The sequence below is a fragment of the Marinoscillum furvescens DSM 4134 genome, from assembly GCF_003386095.1.
GTDB lineage: Bacteria > Bacteroidota > Bacteroidia > Cytophagales > Cyclobacteriaceae > Marinoscillum > Marinoscillum furvescens.
Genome location: NZ_QREG01000014.1, coordinates 101842 through 126018, shown reverse-complemented (window position 1 = coordinate 126018; position 24177 = coordinate 101842). Strand labels below are relative to the sequence as shown.

The 24177-nt window shown below is 42.1% G+C and carries 22 protein-coding genes; 7 read left to right on the top strand and 15 right to left on the bottom strand.

Going from position 1 to position 24177, the window contains the following annotated elements; translation table 11 throughout:
* The first annotated feature begins 40 nt into the window (after positions 1 to 40).
* Positions 41 to 1774 carry a sensor histidine kinase gene (locus C7460_RS14955; RefSeq protein WP_115868924.1) on the top strand — a complete coding sequence of 578 codons (1734 nt, stop codon included), beginning with the start codon at positions 41 to 43 and terminating at the stop codon, positions 1772 to 1774.
* Here C7460_RS14955 and C7460_RS14950 read toward each other — a convergent pair.
* The 6 genes from C7460_RS14950 to C7460_RS14925 all read right to left on the bottom strand — a co-directional run bounded on the left by C7460_RS14950 (position 1736) and on the right by C7460_RS14925 (position 9977).
* Positions 1736 to 3643, bottom strand: a complete 1908-nt coding sequence (locus C7460_RS14950) for a M1 family aminopeptidase (protein WP_147302968.1) — start codon at positions 3641 to 3643, stop codon at positions 1736 to 1738. The two genes, C7460_RS14955 and C7460_RS14950, sit on opposite strands and share 39 nt — an antisense overlap.
* 74 nt (positions 3644 to 3717) lie before the next feature.
* Positions 3718 to 5268: an NFACT RNA binding domain-containing protein gene (locus C7460_RS14945; protein WP_115868922.1), complete on the bottom strand. Its 1551-nt coding sequence runs from the start codon at positions 5266 to 5268 to the stop codon at positions 3718 to 3720.
* 32 nt (positions 5269 to 5300) lie between these two features.
* Positions 5301 to 6062, bottom strand: coding sequence for an MBL fold metallo-hydrolase (locus C7460_RS14940; RefSeq protein WP_115868921.1), 762 nt, complete (start codon positions 6060 to 6062; stop codon positions 5301 to 5303).
* Positions 6059 to 6334, bottom strand: a complete 276-nt coding sequence (locus C7460_RS14935) for a hypothetical protein (RefSeq protein ID WP_115868920.1) — start codon at positions 6332 to 6334, stop codon at positions 6059 to 6061. The genes C7460_RS14940 and C7460_RS14935 overlap by 4 nt, the downstream gene beginning before the upstream one ends.
* Positions 6324 to 6704, bottom strand: a complete 381-nt coding sequence (locus C7460_RS14930) for a response regulator (protein ID WP_185148304.1) — start codon at positions 6702 to 6704, stop codon at positions 6324 to 6326. Before C7460_RS14930 ends, C7460_RS14935 begins: the two co-directional genes overlap by 11 nt.
* 9 nt (positions 6705 to 6713) lie before the next feature.
* The gene (locus tag C7460_RS14925; RefSeq protein WP_115868918.1) at positions 6714 to 9977 is read right to left on the bottom strand and encodes a PAS domain S-box protein; all 3264 of its coding nucleotides are present in this window, start codon (positions 9975 to 9977) and stop codon (positions 6714 to 6716) included.
* Between the two features lie 41 nt (positions 9978 to 10018).
* Between C7460_RS14925 and miaA the strand changes: the two genes are divergently transcribed.
* Positions 10019 to 10942 (top strand): tRNA (adenosine(37)-N6)-dimethylallyltransferase MiaA, encoded by a 924-nt coding sequence (miaA, locus tag C7460_RS14920; RefSeq protein WP_115868917.1) that lies wholly within the window; start codon positions 10019 to 10021, stop codon positions 10940 to 10942.
* On the opposite strand, the gene pfkA is transcribed toward miaA, so the two are convergent.
* Positions 10931 to 11902: a 6-phosphofructokinase gene (gene pfkA / locus C7460_RS14915; RefSeq protein ID WP_115868916.1), complete on the bottom strand. Its 972-nt coding sequence runs from the start codon at positions 11900 to 11902 to the stop codon at positions 10931 to 10933. The genes miaA and pfkA overlap by 12 nt on opposite strands.
* A 145-nt stretch (positions 11903 to 12047) precedes the next feature.
* Here pfkA and C7460_RS14910 point away from each other — a divergent pair, with 145 nt between their 5' ends.
* The 5 genes from C7460_RS14910 to C7460_RS14890 are packed head-to-tail and all read left to right on the top strand — an operon-like array spanning position 12048 to position 17128.
* Positions 12048 to 13361, top strand: a complete 1314-nt coding sequence (locus C7460_RS14910) for a glycosyltransferase family 4 protein (protein ID WP_115868915.1) — start codon at positions 12048 to 12050, stop codon at positions 13359 to 13361.
* Positions 13358 to 14398, top strand: coding sequence for a Gfo/Idh/MocA family protein (locus C7460_RS14905; protein WP_115868914.1), 1041 nt, complete (start codon positions 13358 to 13360; stop codon positions 14396 to 14398). Before C7460_RS14910 ends, C7460_RS14905 begins: the two co-directional genes overlap by 4 nt.
* Complete coding sequence (locus tag C7460_RS14900; protein ID WP_115868913.1) at positions 14364 to 14828, top strand: acyltransferase; 465 nt, start codon at positions 14364 to 14366, stop codon at positions 14826 to 14828. The genes C7460_RS14905 and C7460_RS14900 overlap by 35 nt, the downstream gene beginning before the upstream one ends.
* Positions 14825 to 15925: a DegT/DnrJ/EryC1/StrS family aminotransferase gene (locus tag C7460_RS14895; RefSeq protein WP_115868912.1), complete on the top strand. Its 1101-nt coding sequence runs from the start codon at positions 14825 to 14827 to the stop codon at positions 15923 to 15925. Before C7460_RS14900 ends, C7460_RS14895 begins: the two co-directional genes overlap by 4 nt.
* Positions 15926 to 15952: 27 nt before the next feature.
* The gene (locus C7460_RS14890; protein ID WP_115868911.1) at positions 15953 to 17128 is read left to right on the top strand and encodes a glycosyltransferase family 4 protein; all 1176 of its coding nucleotides are present in this window, start codon (positions 15953 to 15955) and stop codon (positions 17126 to 17128) included.
* 10 nt (positions 17129 to 17138) lie between these two features.
* Here C7460_RS14890 and C7460_RS14885 read toward each other — a convergent pair whose 3' ends face one another.
* From C7460_RS14885 to rfbF, 8 genes are read right to left on the bottom strand one after another with little or no spacing between them, the layout of a single operon-like run.
* On the bottom strand, positions 17139 to 18062 hold the full coding sequence (locus tag C7460_RS14885) for a sulfotransferase family protein (RefSeq protein WP_115868910.1): 924 nt from the start codon (positions 18060 to 18062) through the stop codon (positions 17139 to 17141).
* A 48-nt stretch (positions 18063 to 18110) separates the two neighbouring features.
* Positions 18111 to 18938 carry a glycosyltransferase family 2 protein gene (locus tag C7460_RS14880; RefSeq protein WP_115868909.1) on the bottom strand — a complete coding sequence of 276 codons (828 nt, stop codon included), beginning with the start codon at positions 18936 to 18938 and terminating at the stop codon, positions 18111 to 18113.
* A gap of 18 nt (positions 18939 to 18956) precedes the next feature.
* The gene (locus tag C7460_RS14875) at positions 18957 to 19694 is read right to left on the bottom strand and encodes a cephalosporin hydroxylase family protein (protein ID WP_115868908.1); all 738 of its coding nucleotides are present in this window, start codon (positions 19692 to 19694) and stop codon (positions 18957 to 18959) included.
* A gap of 7 nt (positions 19695 to 19701) precedes the next feature.
* Entirely contained in the window at positions 19702 to 20496 is a 795-nt protein-coding gene (locus C7460_RS14870; RefSeq protein WP_115868907.1) for an NAD-dependent epimerase/dehydratase family protein, read from the bottom strand.
* Positions 20493 to 21719, bottom strand: a complete 1227-nt coding sequence (locus C7460_RS14865) for a class I SAM-dependent methyltransferase (RefSeq protein WP_115868906.1) — start codon at positions 21717 to 21719, stop codon at positions 20493 to 20495. Before C7460_RS14865 ends, C7460_RS14870 begins: the two co-directional genes overlap by 4 nt.
* A gap of 10 nt (positions 21720 to 21729) precedes the next feature.
* On the bottom strand, positions 21730 to 22269 hold the full coding sequence (gene rfbC, locus C7460_RS14860; protein ID WP_115868905.1) for a dTDP-4-dehydrorhamnose 3,5-epimerase: 540 nt from the start codon (positions 22267 to 22269) through the stop codon (positions 21730 to 21732).
* On the bottom strand, positions 22266 to 23351 hold the full coding sequence (gene rfbG, locus C7460_RS14855) for a CDP-glucose 4,6-dehydratase (protein ID WP_115868974.1): 1086 nt from the start codon (positions 23349 to 23351) through the stop codon (positions 22266 to 22268). Before rfbG ends, rfbC begins: the two co-directional genes overlap by 4 nt.
* Positions 23351 to 24130, bottom strand: coding sequence for a glucose-1-phosphate cytidylyltransferase (rfbF, locus tag C7460_RS14850; RefSeq protein WP_115868904.1), 780 nt, complete (start codon positions 24128 to 24130; stop codon positions 23351 to 23353). Before rfbF ends, rfbG begins: the two co-directional genes overlap by 1 nt.
* Between the last annotated feature and the right edge of the window lie 47 nt (positions 24131 to 24177).

Sequence of the window (24177 nt, the reverse complement as noted above, 5' to 3'; positions counted from 1 at the left end):
ACTGAACTACTGATCTTTAACGAAGATCAACACTTGAATCATGAAGTTTTTCAGTCCCGGCCAGCGCCTTCAGACCATTTTTCTAGCTGCTATCATCTTATTTGGTACTTTTTACCTGCCTTTTGTGCTCGACTACATGGAAGAGGCACAGCGTGAAAAAGCAGCCATAGCTCAAACGAAGGTACACCAGGAGGCTGTACGGTCTTTCCAAAATTCAGTAGACCAGTTTGCCATGTTTATGTCGGGCATACGGTCGTATATGGTCAACAGTGAGACAATGCCTTCTCAGGATGATTTGCAGTCGTTTGTGGAGTATCAACTCAAGGACCTAAATTATTCCGACTCTCTGATTCTTACTTATGTAGATACTGCTCACATTTTCAGGTATTCGTTTAGCCGAACTCAAACTGATCCGGGTAATCTGATAGGAACTTCTGTACGCGATATAAGGGATCAGGATGAAATAGCGCGACTGGATGCGGTAATGCAAGATGAGGAGTTTCACTTATTCACGCCCATCAATCTAGTGGAAGGCATGATAGGTGTTCCACTAAATTTCAATATAGTACGTCATGGTCAATCTGTAGGGTACATCGCTGCTATTGTAGATTTTAAAACACTCATCAATCCAATCTATGAAAATCCGTTAGTGAAAAATTACGTATTCCGGTTTGCGGTGAATGATTCTACTGATTTCGATCGGGAACAAATTCATGATGGATCGAGAGTATTTCACAGTAGAAAAGACAGCCAGTACTACGGTCATCTGGGCATGGCGTCCTCCGAATTTGCATATGAAGAACTGACGCTCTATGGTATGAATTTTAAAATAGGGATAGCTCCTTCGGCCAATATGCCAAGTGGAATCCCTTACATCAGCTGGCTACTATATGGTTGGTATGTTTTGCTCGTATTATTTGTGGTGGTGTCCATTCTACGTTTGGTGAAATTTGTGAAACTAAACAGTGTATTAGCCACTACCAACAGACAAGTAGCGAATCAGAAAGAGGAGTTGGAGAAGCAAAATAAGCAGCTGGAGAAACTCGTGGGTATGAAAGATAAGCTCTTTTCGATCATTGGGCATGATTTGCGCGGCCCGCTATCGTCTATCCTGACCATTATGAGTTTGGTAGAAAGCAATAAAATCAGTCAGGAAGAAACACGGCAATTTTTGAAGGCGCTTAACGATGCAGCGCGCAGTAATTTGTCACTCCTTGATAATTTGCTCAAATGGTCTATGATGAACACAGAAGTTGATTCATTAAATAAGAGTGACTTTGAGTTTAGCCGCCTGGTCAACGAGTGCCAGCTGTTGTTACTACCCACTGCGGCTAAGAAAGGGGTGAAGTTTGAGGTGGATGTTCCTGAAGACCTGCAAGTGCAGGCCGATTATGACATGCTGGGTACGGTGATTCGCAATCTGATGAGCAATGCTGTGAAGTTTAGCCATGAAGGTGGAGAAGTGAAACTTACTGCCTGGCAAAAAGGAACTCATTTTTACATGAAGGTGGAAGATGAAGGTGTCGGTATGCCAGAAGATGTTCAGAATAAACTTTTTGATCTGGGTAAAGATTCGGTGCGAAACGGTACGAACAACGAGAAAGGCACTGGATTGGGACTGTATGTTTCTAACGAATTTGTAGAAGCTCACAACGGTAATGTGTTTGTGGAAAGTGAACAAGGGGCTGGAACTTCATTTCTGGTGGTACTTCCTGTACCTGGTGCCTTTACTGAATCAGTTCTTGATCAGCCGATGGAATTGCGTGTGGCCTGACCGTGGTATTACTTCTACGAAATACAAGCCCGGCGATAAGCCAGCCACATTCAACTCGTTCACATCGCTTGCCTCCAAAATCAGCTGACCTGCACTGTTAGAGAGACGGAGTTTTTGGGCTGGTGCCGAAATGTAGAGCCAGTCAGATACCGGGTTTGGAAATAGCGCAGGCTCATCAGGTTGGTTATTGAGGATTACATTTCCATTTTCATCGGTTTGCACAAACCGATCAACTTTTTTAATGAGCCAGCCATTTGGGTCAAAGGTAACCCGCTCTACAGAACCTTTGGCGGCTATGAGAAATGTTTCCTTATTGGTTTGCTGTGTAAGTAAGATACGCTTGGTTTGCCCACTTTTGAACGTAATGTGAAACTCTAGCGGAGTAGTAAACAGTTCGGTCAGGTGTGACGTGCTTTGATCAATGGCGATGCTGATCGTGTTTCCGGGCAGTTTGGTCCATGCTATGTTAAATATCGGATATCCATTGCCATAGTACCACTGCTCAAAAAACTCTGAAAAGTCCCGTTGGCTTTCTGCCTCCAGTATAAGCCGAAAATCTTCGCCCGTAGCAGTACCGTTTTGGTGTGCAGATAAGAATTTACGAAGTGTCTCGAAAAACACTTCGTCATTGCGTATGATTTGTCTGATCATATTGAGCATAAGGCCCCCTTTCGCATAGGTCAGCTTAAAATTGAATATCCTTTTGTCTGTCAAAGGGTGATGGTCTGGGATATAGATGGATCCAGTATCTAGATTGATGACTGCTAACATGTCATTTGCTATGGCGGCTTTGGCACTGGAGGCTCCTAGCAACCGTTCTGCAGCCAGGTATTCGCAAAAGCGAGCAAAGCCTTCATTGATCCAAATGTCGTTCCAGGTAGCGCAGGTTACATGGTTGCCAAACCACTGGTGGCCGAGTTCGTGGGCATTTAGACCGAAGGTGAAAATGCCCATAGAGCTCATGGTTTGATGCTCCATACCGCCACTAAATGGTGCCATCATGTGACCATATTTTTCTTGTCTAAAAGGGTAGGGTCCAAGTAATTCGCTAAAGAGTTCGAGCATTTGAGGAATCATGTCAAGTTGATCCCGATAATAAGGCAGCGTTTCAGGGTTGTCATACAGATAATTTTGGATGAGAATAGAGTCGCCTTTCATATCCGCAGGATGGGCATAGTTGTTATACTCTACATAGGCACCTACGGCAAAAGCCATTAGGTAGTAGGCCATCGGGTATCGGGTAGACCATTCATACCTGACTTTGTTATTGGGTAGGTTTACCACGCTTTGAAGGACCCCGTTAGATCCTGCTTTCAAATGCCCGGGAATGGTGATGTGTATATCGGCAGAATCAATTTTGTCGGAGAGGTCTTGCTTGGCTGGCCACCACATTTTGGCGTTGAATGGCTCACTTAGCGTCCAGGTGATTTGATTTCCCCAGGCATTAGAGCTGGCATTGTTGATGCCAGAGAAGATATTGTTGTTGGCCGGTGTAGGCTTACCCGAATAGCTCACAGCTATGGTATAACTCCTTGGTTCAAAATTCCCACTGGGTGAGGATATGCTCAAGAGGTCGTTAGAATGAGCGTAGGTCGTGGGTGAATTGTTGACAGATACCTGGCTGACGGATAGTTCGTTGGTAAGTTCTAATACAATTTGTTGGGTGGTCGTTTTTACCTGAAAAGTAAGCTCAGCTCTTCCGCTTAACTGAGTGGAAGTGTTGGTGGCGTTTAGGTCCAGAAACACGTAGGTGAGGTCGGTGGCGGATGAGCTGCTTGGGGTGGGGCGTTGTTGTAAAACACTACTTGTATGGTAATGCTGAGCTACAAGTAGATGGGGAAGAAGGAGAAGTATGAGGAGGCGGTGCATTTCTTTTTTCAAACTAAACAATCATAACGTCTCAAAACCTCATAAAAGTTTGCTGATGCGTTGTTCTTTTCGTGTTAAGTTGAATTGGATCTCCACGGCTCCACCATGATGACTTCTTCTTTTTCTACTACCACTGCTCCTGGGGGATCACCTTTTCGCTTGCGAAGGTATTTCTTGGGTGTGTAGATAACAGGGCATAGGCTGTCAGTTTTTCGCTTAGAGGCTCCTGCTGCAAGCCGTGCTGCAAACTCGATAACGGGCTTGGGAAAGTTTTTGCCTGCCTGATGGCGGATTACCACGTGAGATCCGGCTACATCTTTGGCATGGAGCCAGAGGTCATTTTTGTTGGCTACCTTAAGGGAAAGCTCGTCGTTAGAGCGGGAGTTTCTCCCCACCATTATTTGATACCCCTGATATTCGTGTAAGTGATAGGGGAGTAATTTTTCGTTCTTTTTGGTTTTAACAGCTGGGATTTCTTTCCGGAGTTCTTTGACGCTTTCCGAAGCCTCTATCTCAGCGATATGCCGCTCTATTTTGTCTTGTTCTTTTTGTCTCGCTTTCAGGTTTTCCTCCAGCTGGTTGAGCTCTAGCTGTTGGTTTTTGGATTTCCTGTAGAGGTTTTCAGCATTTTTTTGAGGGGTCAGTTCAGGGTTGAGCTTTATCGTTATGTTTTCGTTGGTGTAAAAATCCTGTAGCGTAACTGCTTTTTGGCCTTTTGGGATTTGGTGCAAGTTGGCCATGATGATGTTGGCTATCTCCTCGTGGCTGCGTTGGTTTTTCAGCTGCTCCAGTTTGGCTTTGGTTTTGTTGAGGTAGCTTTTGGTCTTTTTTAGCGCCTGGCGTAGCGGCTGTAGTCTGCGCTGCTTTTCTGCAGCGAGGTAGTAGGATTTCGTATACTGCCTAAATAGGAATGTAGCAGCTTCAAGAGCACTTTCTATACGCAAAAGCACCTGCTCATTTTCTTCAAGCAAGCTCAAATAAGGAAGCCCTTTTTGGTCTTCATAAATGCTGATGGAGTTATTCTCCAGAGTGTCCAATAGTTCATTCATCAGATCCCACTGCTCGTTTAGAGTGAGGGTCGCATAGTTTTTCTTTTTGAGCCATTGTTTTGCTTCTTTGCCTAGTGCTGGTAGGAATTGCTGCGGATCACCAGCTGCTGCTTCAAAAGCTTCTTTGCTGAGGTCGGGGATTTGATTGAGTTCGAGGGGAACAATTTCTTTATCTGCTGGCATGCTGTTGCGGAAGAGCTGTGTGACTTTGCCTTCTTCACTTAGCAGAATATTGGAGCGGGTGCCATGCATTTTAAAAATCAGGGAAGCTGCTCCAAACTGAATCTCAATCGACCGCTCATAATTGAAGACGAACACACCCGTTACTTTTTGGTCCAACAAGGAATCGAAAAGGTCAATGCTATTTTTTTTTGCTCTATGGAAGTCCTCCGAAATGTCAATCAGAGCCACGGACGGCTCGAGATTAGCTCGTAGGTAAAGGCTCCTGGCATCTTTGCTAAATCCCAGAATGAGCTCATCCTTGTTTTGCGAAAAACATTCCAGTAGGCTGTGGCCTGCCAGGTGGTCATTTAGCTCAGTGGCAAAGCGTTTGAGAAAAAAGTAGTTGTGAAACATAGAGCAAAGCTCAATATAAAATTGGAGATCCGCTAGAGGGTTATTTTCAATCCATCAAAAGCGAATTCTACATTATCGGGTACTTCATTTTCAACTACCCGGTGTTTTCCCATTTTGTGGCTTATATGCGTTAGGTATGTTTTTTCTACTTCTAGTTCCTGAGCAAGAGCTACTGCTTCATCCAGGGTAAAGTGGCTTAGGTGGTCTGTTTTTTGTAAAGCGTTTAGCACGAGGACTTTAGATCCTTTTATTTTGGCTTTTTCTACATCGGAGATATTATTGGCATCCGTGATATAGGTGAAGTCATTGATACGAAACCCAAGGACTGGTAGCTTATGATGCATAACCTCTATGGGTGTAATGAGCGTTTCGTTTATTTGGAAAGCGCAATTATCGATGGGGTTCGTTTCTATGCGTGGGATTCCGGGGTATTTGTCGGCAGCAAATACATAGGAAAATTCCTGTTGGAGCTGCTCTATCACGGGTTTGGTCGCATAAACGGGCATATCCATTTTTTGCTTGAAGTTGAAACTGCGGACGTCATCCATCCCTGCAGTGTGATCTTTATGGGCATGGGTAAAAAGGATGGCATCTAATTTTTTGATGCGCTCTCGAAGCATTTGTGTGCGGAAGTCAGGACCGGTATCTATTACCAGGCTGAGGTCGTCTACTTCTATGTGCACGGAGGTGCGGGTGCGTTTGTCCCGATAGTCTACTGAGGTACATACCTCACAGTCGCAAGCTATCACTGGTACCCCTTGCGAAGTACCTGTGCCTAAAAATGTGACAATCAAAATGAAAGTTGAGTTTGGTTGATTTCTTGATACAGTTTCCTGTTTTTTTCGCTGAGGTCTTTGGTGTTAATGTCTATTTGCTTGAGTATTTCCAGTAAGCTGTTGATTTTGCCATCTAGAGAGTAATATTTATTGACAATCGCAATGCGCGTGTCTTTCAGGATGCAGTATCCTGACTGAAAGTTGCCTTTCTCGTACCTGAGCATATAGTCAGTTTCAGAAAAAATATCTTCCAGGCGGTTTAGAAAGTGTTTTGTGTATTTAATTTCCATCTACCAAATATCCATTTACTGTTTCTACCAGGCTGTCGTAATTTAAAGGTTTCGGAATATAATCGTCAATACCTGCGTCTTTAAAATCGTCCATGCTGTAGTTGTTGGCATTTCCAGTGATGGCAATGATCGGTACTTTACCGTTTTTGTCATCGGGCATTTGTCTGATGGCCCGGGCACATTCCATGCCATCCATGATAGGCATATGAATGTCTAGCAGTATCAGATCAAACACCTCTTTATTCAACTTATCCATTACCTGTTTTCCGTTTTTCACGGCACTTATTTCGTAATTCTGCAGCGACAGTATTTTCTTGGTAAGGTTTTGAATGACCGAACTGTCTTCGGCAACTAATATTTTCTTGGACATGATCGTCTTTTAACTGTTGATGAAGTTGTGATAGCTTTCTTTAAATTCTGCTAAATAAGTCTTTAATGAATCCATTTGCACATCCAGGTCGTGGTAATTTTTTTCTTTAAGTTGTTTTTCCATTTTCCTGACTACCGATGCCAGCCGTTCTACGCCAAGTGTACCGGCGTTGCCTTTGAGCGTGTGTAGTTCGGAGCGCATGGCTTCATATTCCTTATTTTTCAGGTGATTTTCCGCGTTGTTCACCTGCTCTGTGGCTTCTTTGTCAAAATCCATCAACACACTTTCTATCAGTTCTTTACCTCCATATTTATAGAGGTGGTTGAGTGTGTTTTGGTTGATTACGAGTTCTTCGGTAGAGTCTTCAAATACTTCGGAGCTCACCGTCTGAGGTTCAAAATGCAACCAAGATTTGACTTTTTCAATTAAAATGTTCGCTTTTATTGGTTTGGCCAGGTAGTCGTCCAGACCTTGATTGATAAACTTGCTACGATCTTCTTCCATAGAGTAGGCTGTCATGGCAATTATCGGGGGAAGGTGTTTCAGTCCCAGAGCTTTTATTTTTTGGGTGGCTACTACACCGTCCATGTCGGGCATCTGGATGTCCATAAAGATCAAATCGAAACGCTGTTTTTTTACTTTTTTGATAGCCTCATTACCACTTGCTGCTTCGGTCACTGTACATCCGGATTTTGTTAGAATGCTGCTCGCCACGTCTCGGTTTATATGGTTGTCATCTACAAGTAGTATGTTGGGGTTTGAGTCTGTAAACTGTTTGATGAAAACAGGGTCTTCCTTGGAGGCGGGAAGGTCAGAGGGGTTGACAGCATCGGCTTCAAATGTAAACCAAAAGGTGCTCCCAAATCCAGGTGTAGAAGCTACTCCTATTTTTCCACCCATTGATTTGACCAGCTCTTTACTGATAGCCAGGCCTAGCCCGGTACCTGCGTAGTTTTTGCTGCTAGAGCTGTCTATTTGGCTAAAACTCTGAAATAGTTTATCGATATCCTGGGCTGAAATGCCAATTCCAGAGTCCTTTATGGACACTTTAAACTTGTGCTTTTTACTTTTTTTATTGAGCAGGCGTATGCTCAGGTTGATGGTGCCTTTTTGTGGCGAAAACTTAATGGCATTGGACGTGAGGTTAGATAGCACCTGTATGAGTCTGGTTTCGTCGGCCAGTATGTACTCAGGCACCCTTTCGTCTACGTAATAGTAGAGTGAATTTTTGCTCAAATGTGCTTGCTGAGAGTAGAGGTCATACACTTTTTCGAACGTATCCATTACTCTCACCGGAGCTTTGCGAAGCGTCATCTTCCCAGCCTCAATTTTGGATAAATCCAAAATGTCATTCAATATGTGCATGAGACTGTCTGAGGACTTTTTGATGGTTCGGATGTATTCGGATTGTTCGCTATCGAGTGGCGTGGTACCTATCAGGTCTATCATGCCGATGATCCCATTCATTGGGGTTCGGATTTCGTGACTCATGTTTGCCAGGAAGCGTTCCTTTATTTGTAGGGAGCGTTCTGCCAGCTCTTTGGCTTCACGAAGCTGCCGGTTCGTGTCTTTGAGCTTGGTAATATCACGGGCTACACCTTCTATTTCAAAGTTGTTTTTACGTTTTTTGATCAGCCTTACATTGCTTAGAAATTCTATTTTTTTACCCTCGCGAGTTTTGATGATGCCTTCAAAGTTTTGAACTTGATTGTGTGTGTGCAGGTTGGTGAAGAGCTCAGATAGATTGGATTTGGAAATGAAAAAGTCCGTAATTTTTCTTCCGATGAGCTCTTGCGGTTCATAGCCCAATACCCTCTTCACAGAAGGGCTCACTAAAGAGATCATGCCTCGGGAGTTGCACCGAAAGAATATGTCCTGGAAAGACTCGAAGATGTTTCTGAATTTTTCTTCGCTTTCTTTAAGGGCCGTTTCACTTTCTTTTTTTTCGGTTACATCATTGGCTATCGCAGAGATCTCATGGATGCTGCCGTCTGGCATGTAGATAGGGTTTAGAAAAATGTCTCGCCAGACTTTCTTACCCCCATTTAGTTTGATGCTGTGCTGAAAATGGACGGTTTTACCTTCAAAAGCCTGGTCATATTTTTTCTTCCAAAAGTCAACTCCTCTTTTGCTAATGAGTTTGCCCTGCATGTCTGCGAGCTGAAGTCCCAATTTGGGTTCAAACCCATAGTATTCCTGAAAAGCATCTGCGTAATTGTGGTTGAAGGAGGTGAATTTATACTCCCGATCCAGAGACCAAATCTGGTGTGATGAGCTCTCAAAAATGGCATTGATCCTTGCTCCCTGGCTTTGGATTTTTTCTTCATTGAGCTTTCGTTCCATTGCCAGGGTGACCTGACCAGATACAAAGTCTAGTAGCTCCAGATCCTTATGGTTGTAGGCAGACTGGTCCTGGTAGGAAAATACCGATAGCACGCCAATGGGATTGTGGTCGAGATAAATGGGTACACCCAGCCAGATATTGGGTAGAGGGTCTAGTAGTCTTACACGTTTTTGATGGGCGATTTTTTCGATACCATCAGCAAAGATGATCATGGGTTTGCCACGCTCAAAGGTGTAGTCTGCCAGCAATTGCTCTACATCTTTTTTGAGTGTGACTCCTGTAGTTTTTTCATGCTCATTCACCCAGTAGGCGTAGTGATAAGACTTTCCCTGACTTAGTGCCACACTGAAGTTTCTTACTTTCAGGATCTCGTTAAGTTCTGAATAGATTCGTCCGTAAAAGTCTTCAAGGCTATTTTGCGAAAGCGTGATGTTGGCAATCTTGTAGTAGAGGCTTTGGGCGCGTTCTGCACGAAAGCGCTCTGTAATGTCGAAAAACACACACCTAAACTCAGTGGGCTCATCATTTTCAAATACGCAAGTGAGCTTGCCTATGACATAGATATTCTTGCCATACTTGGTTTTGAGTACAGTTTCGAAGCGTTCCAGGCGACTGCCCGCAGTGATTTTGAGTAGGTTTTGGAGGGTGGATTTGCGGTGATCCGGGTGAACGACCTCCACGAATTTAAGGTCGAATATTTCGTCTTCGAGGTAGCCGAGTTTGTTTCGCCAGGCTTCGTTGACAAATCGAAATTCGCCATTTGGCTTAAAAATCTGAATGAGGTCGTTGGAGGAGTCAAAGAGCTCTTTGAGATGGTGATTGGTTTTTTCTACCAGGCCATAGTAGTCACGCTGCGCCTGGTCGAGCTGCTCTTGTAGCCGCTTTATTTCTGCCTGTAATTTTTTTGTGTCTTTTTCTGCCACATCCATCTTTATAAAATTAGCTAAATAATGCTACTTTCGGGGCTGTGATGAGCGCTAAAACAAAGATATTGCTTTCGGTGGTGGGGCCTACCGCTGTAGGAAAAACGGCATTTGCTATACAGCTAGCCCAACATTTCAAGACGGAGATCATTTCTGCTGATTCACGTCAGTTTTATCGGGAAATGGAGATAGGTACTGCCAAACCTGATGCGGACGAACTGGCAGCTGCCAGGCATCATTTTATCAATTCGCATGCTATACAGGAGCACTACAGTGTAGGGATGTACGAACGAGATGCTTTGCTCTTGCTAGATAGACTTTTTCAGAAATATGATGTGGTGATAGCCGTGGGTGGGTCAGGCTTGTTTTTCAAAGCACTTTGGGAAGGGCTGGACGACATGCCTGAGGTAGATCTGAATGTTCGTGCTCAGCTCAACGCGACGTTTCAGAAAGAAGGTTTGGATCCTTTGTTGAAGGAGCTGGAAGCTGAGGATCCGATATATTATGATCAGGTAGACAGGCATAACCATCAGCGTGTGATCCGGGCACTGGAAGTGATCAGGAGCAGTGGTAAGCCTTTTTCTGCTTTCCGCAAAGGAGAGGACGCGGATAAGCCTAAGCGGCCATTTACCAATGTGAAAGTAGGACTTACCATGGATCGGGAAGTCCTTTTTGATCGGATCAACCAGCGTATGGATCAGATGATTGCTCAGGGATTGTTTAAAGAAGCAATGGATCTCATGCCGTATAAGGATCATAATGCATTGCAGACCGTGGGCTATACGGAGATTTTCAGGTATCTGGAAGGTGCTTACGATAAAGAAGAAGCTATTCGTTTGCTCAAACGCAATAGCAGAAGATATGCTAAACGTCAGATGACGTGGTTTCGGAGAGATGAGGAAATCAAATGGGTAAAACCGGATGACTTCCAAGAAGTCATCCGGAGTGTATCTGAGCTATTAGATGCTTAGTATCTCTACCAGGCGCATGAGCTCCTGGTTGATAGGTTTGGCTTTTGATATAGCCAGTTTAAAGCTTGTGTAAGTGATTTTGTCGTTGATCACACCTACCATTACGTTTTTCTCACCGTTGATGAGTCCTTCCACCGCAGCCATTCCCAGGCGAGAAGAAAGAATCCTGTCGTAAGAGGTAGGGGAGCCGCCACGCTGGATGTGCCCGAGTGTAGACACTCTAATGTCCAGGTCGGGTAGCTCTTTGATTACATGAGAAGCGATCTGGTGTGCATCGCCCTGGTCTCCACCTTCAGCCACTACTACGATAGATGACGTCTTCTGTTTGTCACGTCCTTCTTTGAGTGTGTTGATCACGTCTTCCATCGTGATGGAAGTTTCAGGTACTACCACGAGTTCAGCACCTCCACCTATACCACTTTGTATAGCGATATAGCCAGAGTGTCTACCCATCACTTCGATGAAAAACACCCTGTCATGGGAGTTGGCTGTGTCACGTATCTTGTCGATTGCATCGAGGGCAGTGTTTACCGCAGTATCAAAACCAATGGTATAGTCTGACCCGTAGAGGTCATTGTCGATCGTGCCAGGCGCTCCTACGATAGGAATACCAAACTCTTCATGGAAGATATTAGCACCTGTGAAGGTACCATCACCACCGATAGCCACCAGGCCTTCGATTCCACGCTTGGTGAGCTGCTCGTAGGCTTTGGCTCTGCCTTCTTTGGTCATAAACTCTTTCGAACGGGCCGACTTGAGTATAGTACCTCCACGCTGTACAATATTGGATACCGAATAGGACTTCATCTTGTAGATGTCCCCATCGATCATGCCATTGTAACCGTATTTGATACCATATACGTCCAGACCCAAAGATAGCCCTGTTCGCACCACGGAGCGTATACACGCATTCATACCGGGCGCATCACCTCCTGATGTAAAAACACCAATACTTTTCATATTCCTTCAATCAATTAAAAATTAGGGGCTATGTTGTTAATTTGCCTTTCGGGGCTCAATATTAGTGAAAATAAAAAAGGTATAAAATGGATTTGGGACTCACGTTGAATGAAATCGATAATAGAATGATGAATGCCAATAAAATATGAGTAAAAAACGGGTTTTAATAATTACTTATTATTGGCCACCAAGTGCGGGTGTGGGCGTTCAGCGGTGGATGCATTTTGCTCTAAACCTTGTAAAAGAAGGTTATGAACCAATTGTTTTTACTCCTTCTAACCCCCAATTTGATTTGACTGATCAGGGGTTGTGTGATAAGGTAGCTAGTATAGAAACTATAACAGCACCAATATGGGAGCCGTTTAATTTTTTTCATAATGTAACAGGGGGAAGAAATAAGCAAAACGTTAAGCAAGGGCTCGTACTCGAAAAGAGCAAAAAGAGCTTGTTGGATTCTATGATCATATGGGGTAGAGGTAATTTGTTCTTGCCCGATCCTCGGGTGTTTTGGGTGAACTCATCAGTTAAGAAACTTCAAAAAATAATCATACAGCGGGATGTTGACACGATAATCACGACAGGACCTCCACATAGTGTTCATTTAATAGGATTAAAGCTCAAAAAACTCCATTCTTTCGTTAGGTGGTTTGCAGATTTTAGAGATCCCTGGTCAGATTGGGATGTGTTGGATAAGCTCAAGGTAGGGCGCTTGGCCAGATCGTATCATCAGAAAATGGAGCGTAAAGTACTTCAAAATGCTGATCAGGTAATCACCGTCAGTAATCGATTGGCATCCGAACTGGCTTTGAAAGCTGTCACGAAGAAACCTATTGAAGTAATTGCAAATGGGATATCTGACCATCGAACTAACATAAATCATCAAACTTCTAATACCTCCAATAAGTTTGTGGTCGGCTATTTTGGGATGTTGAATGAACTTCGTGATCCTAGTTCATTCTGGGATGTTCTAGAGAGTTTATGCAAATCACATCCAGATTTCCATGATGCTTTAGAAATTCGAATAGGAGGGATAGTGTCCCAATCAATTAGAGAAAGGCTAGAGCAAAATGATATATTGAAAAGTAAGGTTCGTTTTTTGGGGTATTTGACACATGAAGAAGTGTTTAAAGAATATGCCAATTGTAGTTTACTCTTGCTACTGTTGAATAAATCCTCGAATGCAAAATGGATTTTGCCAATGAAATTTTTTGAGTATCTCACAGTGGCAAAGCCCATACTAGCGCTAGGGCCACTAGATAGTGATTTAGCTGAAATTATGGAGGGAAAAAGCATTGGTCGAATATTGGAATTTGACCAGCAATCAGAAATGCGTTCTTTCCTGCTCTCTATATTTTCAAACACACATCAACTTAATCAAGAGGATTATATAGGTTTGTTGAAGGCTTTTTCTAGGAGCCAACAGACAAAAGAACTTACCAGACTTTTAGATAAAAAATGACATCAGTGGTCAAATTTGGAATTGTAGGATGCGGAAGAATAGCATTTCGTCATGCAAAGCATATTAGTAATTTGGGTAAACTCGTGGCGGCTTGTGATGTAGATGAAAATAGGGCTGAGACTCTTACAGACAAGTATGGTGGTCGTGCATATGGATCCTATGAAGAAATGCTTGATGCTTGTGGCGAAATTGATGTGATTTCAGTTTGTTCACCAAATGGATTGCATTCAGAACATAGTATTACGGCTTTGAAAAGGGGATTTCATGTCTTGTGTGAAAAACCAATGGCAATTTCAGTCCAAGATTGTGGAGAAATGATAAAAGCTGCCGAAAAAGCTAACAAGCGATTGTTTATTGTTAAGCAAAACCGGTTCAATCCCGCAATCGCTGAAGTAAAACGATTAGTGGATGAGGGTAAACTTGGGCGTATACTATCAGTACAGTTAAACTGTTTTTGGAATAGAAACTTTGATTATTATCGAAACTCAGAGTGGAAAGGGACCAAAACTCTGGATGGAGGTACTCTTTACACACAATTCAGCCATTTTATTGACTTGCTTTATTGGATAGTAGGGGATGTGAAAGAGGTTCGAGCAATCACTGGAAATTTTATTCATCAAGATATTATAGATTTTGAAGATAGTGGAGTAGTTCTATTAGAGTTTTTTAGTGGAACAATAGGAACGGTGAATTACACCGTTAATTCATATGAGAAAAATATGGAAGGTTCCCTTACCCTCTTTGGGGAAAAAGGTACCGTAAAAGTTGGAGGACAGTATTTAAACAAGCTTGAATATCAGAACATTGAAAACTACACTATAGGTGAGCTCTCTGAGGGAAATCCAGCCAATGAATACGGCGATTATCAAGGGTCAATGTCTAATCATAATCAAGTGTATGAGAATGTCATTTCAGTTTTGACTGATAGTGGGGAGATAGCGACTAATGGTTTTGAAGGTCTGAAAACAGTGGAGATAATTGATAAAATATATAGAGCAGCTCATGTATACTCCCAAACAACTTCAAATAGGCATTAAAGATGTTCATTTTGGGCCGGATGTGACTGTGGTCAATCCTGTGAACCTGTACGGATGCGAAATAGGGGCAGAATGCTTTATTGGTCCATTTGTAGAGATTCAGAAGGGAGTTAAGATAGGGGCAGGTACTAAGGTGCAATCGCATGCTTTTATTTGTGAACTGGTGCGAATCGGGCAGAGATGTTTTATTGGTCATGGAGTGATGTTTATCAATGATTTATTTCAGAATGGCGGTCCTGCAGGAGGTGATAAGGCAATGTGGAAATCGACCAACATTGGAAATCATGTTTCGATAGGTTCGAATGCCACAATTCTACCTGTGGCTATTTGTGATCATGTGGTGATTGGGGCAGGAAGTGTCGTTACAAAGTCCATAGAGTCACCAGGGGTTTATGCTGGAAACCCAGCCAGGAAAATTAGAAATTTATGAAAATACCCTTTGTAGATTTAAAAGCTCAATATGAGTCAATTAAATCAGAAATTGATAGTGCTATCACGGAAGTTATCTCCAATTCTTCTTTTGTAGGTGGAAGAGTGGTTCAAGAATTTGAAGAGGCATTTGCTAGCTACATTGGTGTCGATTATTGTGTTTCTTGTGCCAATGGTACAGACTCCATGGAGATCATCCTTAAAGCCATGGGCATCGGGTCAGGTGATGAAGTAATTGTACCTGCTAATAGTTGGATTTCCACTGCAGAAGTCGTGAACAATGTAGGTGCTGAACCAGTCTTTGTGGATGTTTTGCCAGATGAGTATACCATAAACCCTGAACTGATAGAGTTAGCCATCACCTCCAAAACCAGAGCCATTATTCCAGTTCACCTATATGGACTACCGGCACGTATGCCAGAAATTATGAAGTTGGCCGCTCGATTTGGCCTAAAGGTTATTGAAGATTGCGCTCAGGCACATGGTGCAGAAATAGCAGGGAAAAAAGTAGGTGCTTTTGGTCATGCGGGATCATTTAGTTTTTACCCTGGTAAAAATTTGGGGGCTTATGGTGATGCGGGTGGTATTGTTACTGATGATCAGGAACTGGCTATTAGATGTAAGCAAATCGGAAATCATGGGCAATTAAAAAAGCATGATCATCAGGTAATTGGTCGTAATAGCCGCATGGATGCCATTCAAGCTGCGGTGTTAAATGTAAAGTTGACATACTTAAACGAATGGAGCCAAAAGCGAATTATTGCTGCCCACTGTTATTCCGATCTATTGGCAGAGAAGATTTGCTGTCCTACAACACCCAAAGAATATAAGCATGTTTTTCATTTATACGTGGTAAGGTTGGGGGATAGGAAACGAGTCATGGAGGCCTTTACAAATGCAGGGATTGGATATGGAATACATTATCCACGACCTCTTCCATTTGTTTCGGCGTATGCTTATCAAGGACATGAACCTTCGGAATACCCGGTGGCTGATGCTCTATCCAAACAAATATTGTCATTACCTATTTTCCCCGAGATTAGTGAGCTTCAATTGAAACAGGTTAGTGAGGCCCTTATCCATTCCAGAGGTGAATGAGTAATTTTTACAGAAAGGAAGTACACTATGGGTAGAAGAATAGCTATGATACTGGATATGCCTTTCCCTCATGACGCTCGTGTGGAGCGTGAGGCGCTAGCATTGGTAGAGGAAGGTCATGATGTATTTTTATGGGCATTCTCCGCAGGTGGATATCCTGAAAAATTCGACTGGAAGGGTATTCAGGTTACTACCTTTAAACCCTCTATTTGGGATATTAAGTTCTCCGCATTGGCCAACGATTGGCCCCTGTACCATTTTCTCATGAGAAAACACCTTCTAAAGTTTTTGAAAGTGGTAAAGCCGGATGTGACTCACGTACATGATATCGTTATTGCAAATGCTGTTTTCAAATTAAAGGCAAATGCTGGCAAGATTGTACTCGACCTCCATGAGAATAGACCCGAAATCATGAAGCATTATCCTCACCTTCACCGTTTTCCAGGAAATATCCTGATTAGTCCTAATAGATGGAAGAGAGTAGAACGTGATTTGGTGGCTGGTGCTGATGCCGTGGTTGTAGTTACTCAAGAGGCGAAGGAAGAATACAGCGAGTGGAACCGCAGAGTTTACACCGTGCCGAATACTCTGAGTATGTCTATGGTAGACGATATTTCTATAGATGAAGCTATTGTTGAGCGCTTTAAGAATTGTTTTGGTGTCGTTTATATTGGGGATCTTGGGCGGAGAAGGGGCATCATGGATGCCTTAAAAGCTATTAATGAGCTTAAAAGGGAGGTGCCAGAGATTCGATTGGTGTTAGTAGGGGACTCCAGTCAAATGGGTGATTATCAAGAATACATTGAAGCAAATTCACTTCATGAATATGTGTCCCTGGAAGGCTTTCAGCCATACGCTAAACTATTTTCATATATCAAAGCATGTCAAGTTGGTATAAGCCCACTCCACCGCAATGCTCATCACGACACCACCTTTGCCAATAAAATTTTTCAATACATGAGTATGGGTGTTCCTCAGGTAGTAAGTGACTGTCCAGCACAAGCTAGAGTAGTGATGGAGTCAAATGCTGGTTTGGTGCATAGGGCTGAGGATTATCATGATTTAGCTAAAAAGCTTCTTAATCTTTATAAAAATTCGGATGAAGCGAAAGCAATGGGCGAAAACGGGGAAAGAGCCATTCGTGATGAATGGGAGTGGGGTAAACAACAAAAAGACCTACTAAGGTTGTATACAGAGATATAAAATGAACTGCCTAACACTTCCAGTGAGAAAGGTTTCGCTCCGTAATGCTTTCTATAATTTCAACTTCTTCCCGAAATATGTCAATTAACTCGTTCCTGAATTCTTCTCTTAAAGGAGGTCTTTCTACTTGTTTTTGATTGAAGGAGTTCCACCAGGTAATCACAGCAAATTCATTTATATTAAATGCTTGTTTGATTGCAGTAGTTATTTTTTTAATTGGTGACGGCAGGTTGTGCAAGAATGCCTGAATTGATTTGAGCTTATAGGAGCGGTTTTTATTGTGTATAGTGAATGATTTTCTGCCATCATCGGGGATGTTTAGGAAAGACAAGGTGTCAAGGTAAAGGTCTCGAGGAGCTGATTTTAAGTCTTCGAAAAAAAGGAAGCGTACTCTTGATCTATCAACCATGCTGAGCAGGGTTGTAATCTGGGAGCCTACTTTAGCCAGATCATGGTATAAAAGTTCTTCCTTCATAGAGCAATTTTTAGGTATGTTTTTACCTTCTCTACGTTGCTCCTGTAGTCTCCATGCTTTCTCAAAATCTTGGATGTCTTCATCACCACTCCGCAGACGCTGTGAATGATGTGCCTGGGCTACCTCTATTAGATTTCTGATAATGACCAAAAATTTAGCATCAGGTCTATACTCCAAAATTTGTTTGATTGCCTCTGGAGAATGGAGATAGGAAACTGACCCTTCTACCAGTGTTTCACATTCCTTGGCATGCCCGAAGCATTGGAAGTACTTTTCCCAGGTATTGATTTTTCTGTACGAATCAGGAAAATGAGTAGCGAAAAAATTAGTTTCTTTTGGTTGGGAAAAACATATGTTAGGGTGCTCTCTGAGGTAGATGCTTAACGAAGTGGTGCCACTTTTGGGAACACCTATTAGGAAATGTTTGGGTATTCTGTTCGGATCGATTTCCAGACTCATGAATTTGATATTCGAAAATTAAAAAGGCTATTTGATCGGATGCTTTGATTAAAGGGAAATCCAATTGAATTTTAGTCCATATCTACGAACCAGGCTCCAGTAAATCATAAGTTTATCGATTAGAGATATTTCCTCCATTTTGTTGATTAGGGTGAATAACCTTTTAATGTACCGATTCATCTCTTTTGAAGCATTCGCTTGTGTTATTTTGGCCTCCTTATACCTTTCTGATTTAGCTTGTTTGGATTCTTTTCGGACTATCCGTCGATTTAGTCCTTGAGATAATTGTTTTATTTCCCCTTTTTCGGCCGTTTGATAGATGATCAAATTATCGAATCCTACTCCTTTGTGAAATTTTAAGTTGAGAAGTGTTTCTAGTTTGAAAATTCCATGAATTGAAGAACAGTCATACAAGTTTCTACTTATTTTATAAATCGCTTTGCCTCTGGAAAGCCCGATTGTGTCAATGTCACTTGATGGTATAGGTAAAGTGCCACTTTCATCAAAAAACACCGTGTTTGGGTAGGCCAATACCGATTCAGGGTTCTGTTCTAAATATTCAACACCTTCTTTGAAATAATGACTTTCGAATATGTCATGACCTCCGGCCCACATGAAGTATTTGCTTTTGGCTCGTTTTAAAACACTGATAAAGTTATCAATCACCCCAATGTTTTCCTCCTGCTTTACCACCGTCACCCGGTCATCTTTTTTCGCATATTCTTTGGCTATTTCATAGGTATAGTCTGTGGAGCAGTTGTCAGAAACAATAAGGTTAAAGTCTTTAAAACTCTGACTTAAAAGTGAGTCTAAAGTAGCCCTTATAAATTTCTCCTCATTGTAAACTGGTACACCTATTGTCAAAAGCGGTTGCATGTGAGTGAAATTTTACGACTACACCTTTAATAAATACCCACTAGGGGCTACAGATAGAAGTAGCTGATTGTCAATCTGCTCATTTATCACAAAGGTATCATTGCCCTTCAAAAACTCCTTTACCGCTGTTTTGGGGTTATTTCCTACGGCCCATGGGCGGTCGTGATTGAGCGAATCATCAAAGTCTTCCACCATTGTGTCCATGACAGCCAGGTAATTTCCCTTTGTTACCAGAGTGGAGTACAACTTCAGTTCGTCTAGAACATGCTCGTGGGTATGGTTGCTATCCAGTATTACCATCACTTTGGAATGGCTCTTTGCAAAGGATTTTATCTTATCAAAAATTGTTTGGTCTATGGACGAACCTTCAATCATCTCTATCCAACCTTCTTTATATAAGGGGTGCTCCATAATCGCCTCTTTATTATGGTTTCGAATGTCAATATCCACTCCCAGTACTTTTCCTTTGCCCGTGGTGAGTTTGAGCATTGAAGCACTAAAGATCAATGAGCCACCATGTGCGATACCGGTTTCGATGATCAGGTCTGGCTTAGTAGTCCAGATGATCTCCTGGAGTGCCATGATATCCTGTGGGTATTGGATAATGGGTCTGCCTAGCCAGGAAAAGTTGTAAGAGTACTTTTCCTTAATGCTTTCCAGCATAAAATCCTTTGCTGTTGCTTTTAGCCTTTGATTATCTTGATAAGATGCAATTCTGTTTTTTACTTCCTTCTTGAAGTTTTCAATTTGATCCATGTTTGTTCTATTTAGCCCAAAACCTCATTGGTTCATAATCTGGGTAATCATAAAATCCTAAATCTAATTTGATGGGAGAGTTTTGTCTTTTAATCTCCATCTCTACAAATTCTTTGACGGTCAGAGGCTTTCCTGAACCGATATTGGTGATTTTAGTTGTTTTTAGCTCGGCTAAACTAACTAATCTTTTGGCTACAGTCTCTACTTCTACGAAATCCCTTTGTTGATCCCCTTTTGACATTCTAAAGACGGTTTCTTTGGCATGAATGGCGCGTCTAAGCTGCGGAAGTAAAGAGGTTTTTGACTGTCCTTTTCCGTAGACGTAAAATATGCGTCCCCACTTTAGGTAACGAAGTGAAGGGTGATGCTCCAGGTATCTTCTGAGCGTATCTTTAGCCAGTCCATAGGGGGTTGTAGGGGCTGTGGGCGTGTTGGGCGAAATGGCACCCTCTACCAGTCCGTATTCTAGACACGTGCCTGTGAATACGATATTGTCAATACCATATCGGATCAGCTTTTCTAACACATTAATGGTTTGCGGTAAGGTTTCTGTGAGGTGTTCTACAGCTTTGAAGTTGCTGAGGTGAGGCCAAGTCAGGAAAATTAAGGCGTCCGCTTGCGCTATTAGGTGCAAATCCTCTTCACTACAGTCATATACATCTATTTTGAAGCTTTCCAAGTTCTTGTCTGAAAAGTTCAATCCGTTTCTGGAAATGGCTTTCACATGATGTCCTTGTAGCAAAAGCTCTCTCACAGTGTGCTGCCCGATAAATCCGGAGGCTCCTATTACTGATACTTTCATTTGACCACAGTAAGCTCAGGTATTGGAATTATAAATTGACCTCCCCATGACTTTATATAGGACAATTGATCTGTGATTTCAGTCTGTAGGTTCCATGGTAATATAAGTATGTAATCAGGTTGATCTTTTTTAATTTCACTTTCTGCCACCACCGGAATGTGACTTCCTGGTAAAAACTTCCCTATTTTATGAGGAGAAGCATCGATTACTTTTGGCAATAGATCCTGTTTTACACCGCAATAATTAAGTAGTGTATTTCCTTTGGCGGCAGCCCCATAGCCGTATACCGTTTTGTTATGCTTTTTGCAGTCAACTAAGAACTCCAGAAGCTGTAATTTTATATTCAGGACTTTTTTCGGGAACTCTCTATAGGTGGACAGTTTGTTTAACCCAAACTTGATCTCTTCGTCTAGTGTGTTACCTACAGAAGGTAGTGTTTTCTTAGATGTATCACCGTTATGGGCTATGTACAAGCGTAAAGAGCCGCCATGCGTTTTGAGTTGCTCTACGTCATATACAAATAGGTCATGAGCTTCAAAAACCGGAAGCAAGGCATATAATGAGAAATACCAAAAGTGTTCATGATATACAGTGTCAAATTGTCCTTCGCGCATTAAGCACAACAAATGAGGAAATTCGAGGTTAATTGTTCCTTTCTCAGATAGAAGGGTTTTCAGCCCCGAAACGAAATCGTTGATATCTGGTACGTGAGCGAAAACATTATTTCCTATGATAAGATCAGCTTTTTTATCTTCTGCTAGTTCGTTGGCTAAGTTCTTTCCAAAGAACTTTGTTATGGTTCGAATTCCAAGTTTTTCTGCTGCAGCTGCAGTGTTAGCTGTAGGTTCTATCCCAAGGCAAGGTATTTGTTTGGATACGAAATTTCTTAACAAGTACCCGTCATTCGAAGCTATCTCAACGACAAAGGAATCTTGGGTGAGATTCAGTGTGTCTACAATTTTTTCTACATATGTTTTGGCATGATCTAACCATGAAGAGGAGTATGATGAGAAGTAAACATAATCATGATCAAATATTTCTCCAGCTTTTTTATACTCTTCCAATTGCACCAAAAATGTGCGCTCACTAACGTAAAGCTTTAAGGGGTAAAAAACTTCTGGCTTATCTAAATCTTCTTCAGCCAAAAATGAGTTTGATGGAGGTGAATTAAATAAATCTAAAAACTCAGTTTCAATCGGTTTTTTATCAAATCTGCAGATCATATTATTTTAGTCAAAGTCCTTCAAAGTCTGATTGGATAAATGGCGTGTTTTTGTCTTTTTCTGAAATAACTTGAACGTCCTTTGGGAGTTGAATTTCCAATGCTGGATCGTTTAGGTTAAGGGCTCCTTCGTGATTCGGTGTGTAATACTCGGAGTGGAAGTAGATTAGATGGGTGTCTGGTTTTAATGTGAGGAAACCATGAGCAAATCCGTGGGGGATATAGATAGACTTGCAGTTTTCCTCAGTCAGGTTTACCATCAAATGTTTCAGGTAAGTATCAGAGTTTTTTCTAAGGTCAACCACTATGTCCACGATTGCTCCAGAAATACATTTCACCAATTTGTTTTCCATAAACGGGGGGTATTGAAAATGTAGCCCTCTGAATGTTCCCTGCTGTTTGTTGTATGAGTGATTCACTTGTACAAATTGAGGGTTAATTGAATTTAACTCTCTATGGCAGATTACTCGTTCAAAAAATCCTCTGTCATCTGAGTGTGCCTCGGATTCGATTATAAAAACACCTTCAAAAATGGTATTGGTAATATTCATTTTAAGTTTTTGAGGTGAGATTTTATGTCTGAATTAACCAGTTTGGTTACATCTGCCATTGCGTGGAAATCTTTATACCATTGAATCGTATGCTCAATGGCAGCCCACCCGTCATATACGGGTTTCCATGCGAGTAATTTGGAAGATTTGGAAGCATCTAGTGTGAGTAGTGAGGTTTCATGTTGCAGGTGGTCTTTAGGAGCTCTGTATTGCTCAAATTCACCTTCTCCCCAAATTTGTATGGCTTGTTTTGTGAGTTGCTCTACGGTAATATGTTCTGTGGACATTGGAGCGAAGTTCCATGCTTCAGAGAAGTGCTCTGGAGATTCCGAAAGCTTTGCACCTAGCAACAAATACCCATAAAGTGGGTCTAATACATGTTGCCAGGGTCTTACTGATGCGGGGTTTCTCAGTGTGATGGTTTTACCCTCCACCAATGCTCTTACAATGTCTGGTATGATTCGGAACTCAGACCAGTCTCCACCGCCGATCACATTGCCAGAGCGAGCTGTAGCTATCGCCGTTTGATGTTGTTTGAAATCGGGAACTGGAAAGAATGAGTTTCGAAATGAGGCTGTGAGGAGTTCACAGCAGGCTTTGCTAGAGCTGTAAGGGTCATATCCGCCTAAGCGATCATTCTCCCTATAGGGATATGCCCATTCTTCGTTGTGATACACTTTATCCGTAGTAATTACTACCACAGCGCAAGAACCTTTTATACCTTTTGTAGCTTCTAAAAGGTTGGCAGTACCCAGTACATTGGTGCTGTAGGTATCTATTGGGTCTTCATAAGAGCTTTTGACCAGCGCCTGGGCGGCTAAGTGAAAAATAATATCAGGTTGAAAATCATTGATCACTTTTTTTAAATTGGGTAGGTTCCGTATGTCACCTATCGAGTGCTGGCATTTATTTTCTAATTCCAGAAGGTCAAATAGGTTTTGCTCTTTCTTGGGAGCCAGGCTATACCCTGCTACTGTCGCATTTAACTCCAGCAAGTAGGACACCAGCCAGGAACCTTTGAATCCAGTATGTCCTGTAATCAGAACCCGTTTGTCTCTATAGAAATTATTAAGATCACTCATTACTTCCATGTTTTCCATGGGGATTTGTTTGCCTCCCACATTCTTTGTAGTTCCATTTTATCCCTTAAAGCGTCCATACATTTCCAAAAACCGGAATGCTTATAGGCCATGAGTTCACTTGATTTTGATAGATGAACTAAAGGGTCTTCTTCCCACATAACATCATCTGCATTCTCAGGTATAAACTCGAAGACACGTGGGCTCAGCACGAAAAAACCACCGTTAATCCATTTTCCATCTCCCTTGGGTTTCTCAATGAAGTTTTTGACCGAACTACCTTCTATATCCATGCCACCAAATTTGCCCTCAGGCTGAATAGCAGTTAGAGTGGCCGCCTTTTTATGGCTCTTGTGGTATTCGACCAGCTCGGTCAAGTTCACATCTGAAACACCATCACCATAGGTCATGAGGAAGTCCTCTTTCTCTGCTAGCAAATGTTGAATTCGTTTCAGTCTTCCGGCAGTCTTGGTGTTGAGTCCAGTATCTATTAAAGAGATTTTGAAGGACTCTGTTTTGCTTCCAAGCACCTCTACATTGTTTGTTTCCAGGTCTATTCTCAGATCGGAATTATGCATAAAATAATTAAAGAAGTACTCTTTAATATAATACCCTTTATACCCAAGACAGATAATGAAATCATTAAATCCATGTTTTTCATACATTTTCATTATATGCCATAGGATAGGCTTCCCTCCAATTTCTACCATTGGTTTGGGTCTAATGTCCGTCTCTTCACTGAGCCTGGTACCAAAACCTCCTGCTAATAGTACTACTTTCATGTCTTGCGTTTTGGGGGTGTCAAAAAATAGGATCCTAACAACTGTTT

Coding starts and splice junctions, on each gene's coding strand:
- C7460_RS14955 (WP_115868924.1), top strand. CDS start 41: ATGAAGTTTTTCAGTCCCGGCCAGCGCCTTCAGACCATTTTTCTAGCT.
- C7460_RS14950 (WP_147302968.1), bottom strand. CDS start 3,643: ATGCACCGCCTCCTCATACTTCTCCTTCTTCCCCATCTACTTGTAGCT.
- C7460_RS14945 (WP_115868922.1), bottom strand. CDS start 5,268: ATGTTTCACAACTACTTTTTTCTCAAACGCTTTGCCACTGAGCTAAAT.
- C7460_RS14935 (WP_115868920.1), bottom strand. CDS start 6,334: ATGGAAATTAAATACACAAAACACTTTCTAAACCGCCTGGAAGATATT.
- C7460_RS14930 (WP_185148304.1), bottom strand. CDS start 6,704: ATGTCCAAGAAAATATTAGTTGCCGAAGACAGTTCGGTCATTCAAAAC.
- C7460_RS14925 (WP_115868918.1), bottom strand. CDS start 9,977: ATGGATGTGGCAGAAAAAGACACAAAAAAATTACAGGCAGAAATAAAG.
- miaA (WP_115868917.1), top strand. CDS start 10,019: ATGAGCGCTAAAACAAAGATATTGCTTTCGGTGGTGGGGCCTACCGCT.
- pfkA (WP_115868916.1), bottom strand. CDS start 11,902: ATGAAAAGTATTGGTGTTTTTACATCAGGAGGTGATGCGCCCGGTATG.
- C7460_RS14910 (WP_115868915.1), top strand. CDS start 12,048: ATGAGTAAAAAACGGGTTTTAATAATTACTTATTATTGGCCACCAAGT.
- C7460_RS14905 (WP_115868914.1), top strand. CDS start 13,358: ATGACATCAGTGGTCAAATTTGGAATTGTAGGATGCGGAAGAATAGCA.
- C7460_RS14900 (WP_115868913.1), top strand. CDS start 14,364: ATGTATACTCCCAAACAACTTCAAATAGGCATTAAAGATGTTCATTTT.
- C7460_RS14895 (WP_115868912.1), top strand. CDS start 14,825: ATGAAAATACCCTTTGTAGATTTAAAAGCTCAATATGAGTCAATTAAA.
- C7460_RS14890 (WP_115868911.1), top strand. CDS start 15,953: ATGGGTAGAAGAATAGCTATGATACTGGATATGCCTTTCCCTCATGAC.
- C7460_RS14885 (WP_115868910.1), bottom strand. CDS start 18,062: ATGAGTCTGGAAATCGATCCGAACAGAATACCCAAACATTTCCTAATA.
- C7460_RS14880 (WP_115868909.1), bottom strand. CDS start 18,938: ATGCAACCGCTTTTGACAATAGGTGTACCAGTTTACAATGAGGAGAAA.
- C7460_RS14875 (WP_115868908.1), bottom strand. CDS start 19,694: ATGGATCAAATTGAAAACTTCAAGAAGGAAGTAAAAAACAGAATTGCA.
- C7460_RS14870 (WP_115868907.1), bottom strand. CDS start 20,496: ATGAAAGTATCAGTAATAGGAGCCTCCGGATTTATCGGGCAGCACACT.
- C7460_RS14865 (WP_115868906.1), bottom strand. CDS start 21,719: ATGATCTGCAGATTTGATAAAAAACCGATTGAAACTGAGTTTTTAGAT.
- rfbC (WP_115868905.1), bottom strand. CDS start 22,269: ATGAATATTACCAATACCATTTTTGAAGGTGTTTTTATAATCGAATCC.
- rfbG (WP_115868974.1), bottom strand. CDS start 23,351: ATGAGTGATCTTAATAATTTCTATAGAGACAAACGGGTTCTGATTACA.
- rfbF (WP_115868904.1), bottom strand. CDS start 24,130: ATGAAAGTAGTACTATTAGCAGGAGGTTTTGGTACCAGGCTCAGTGAA.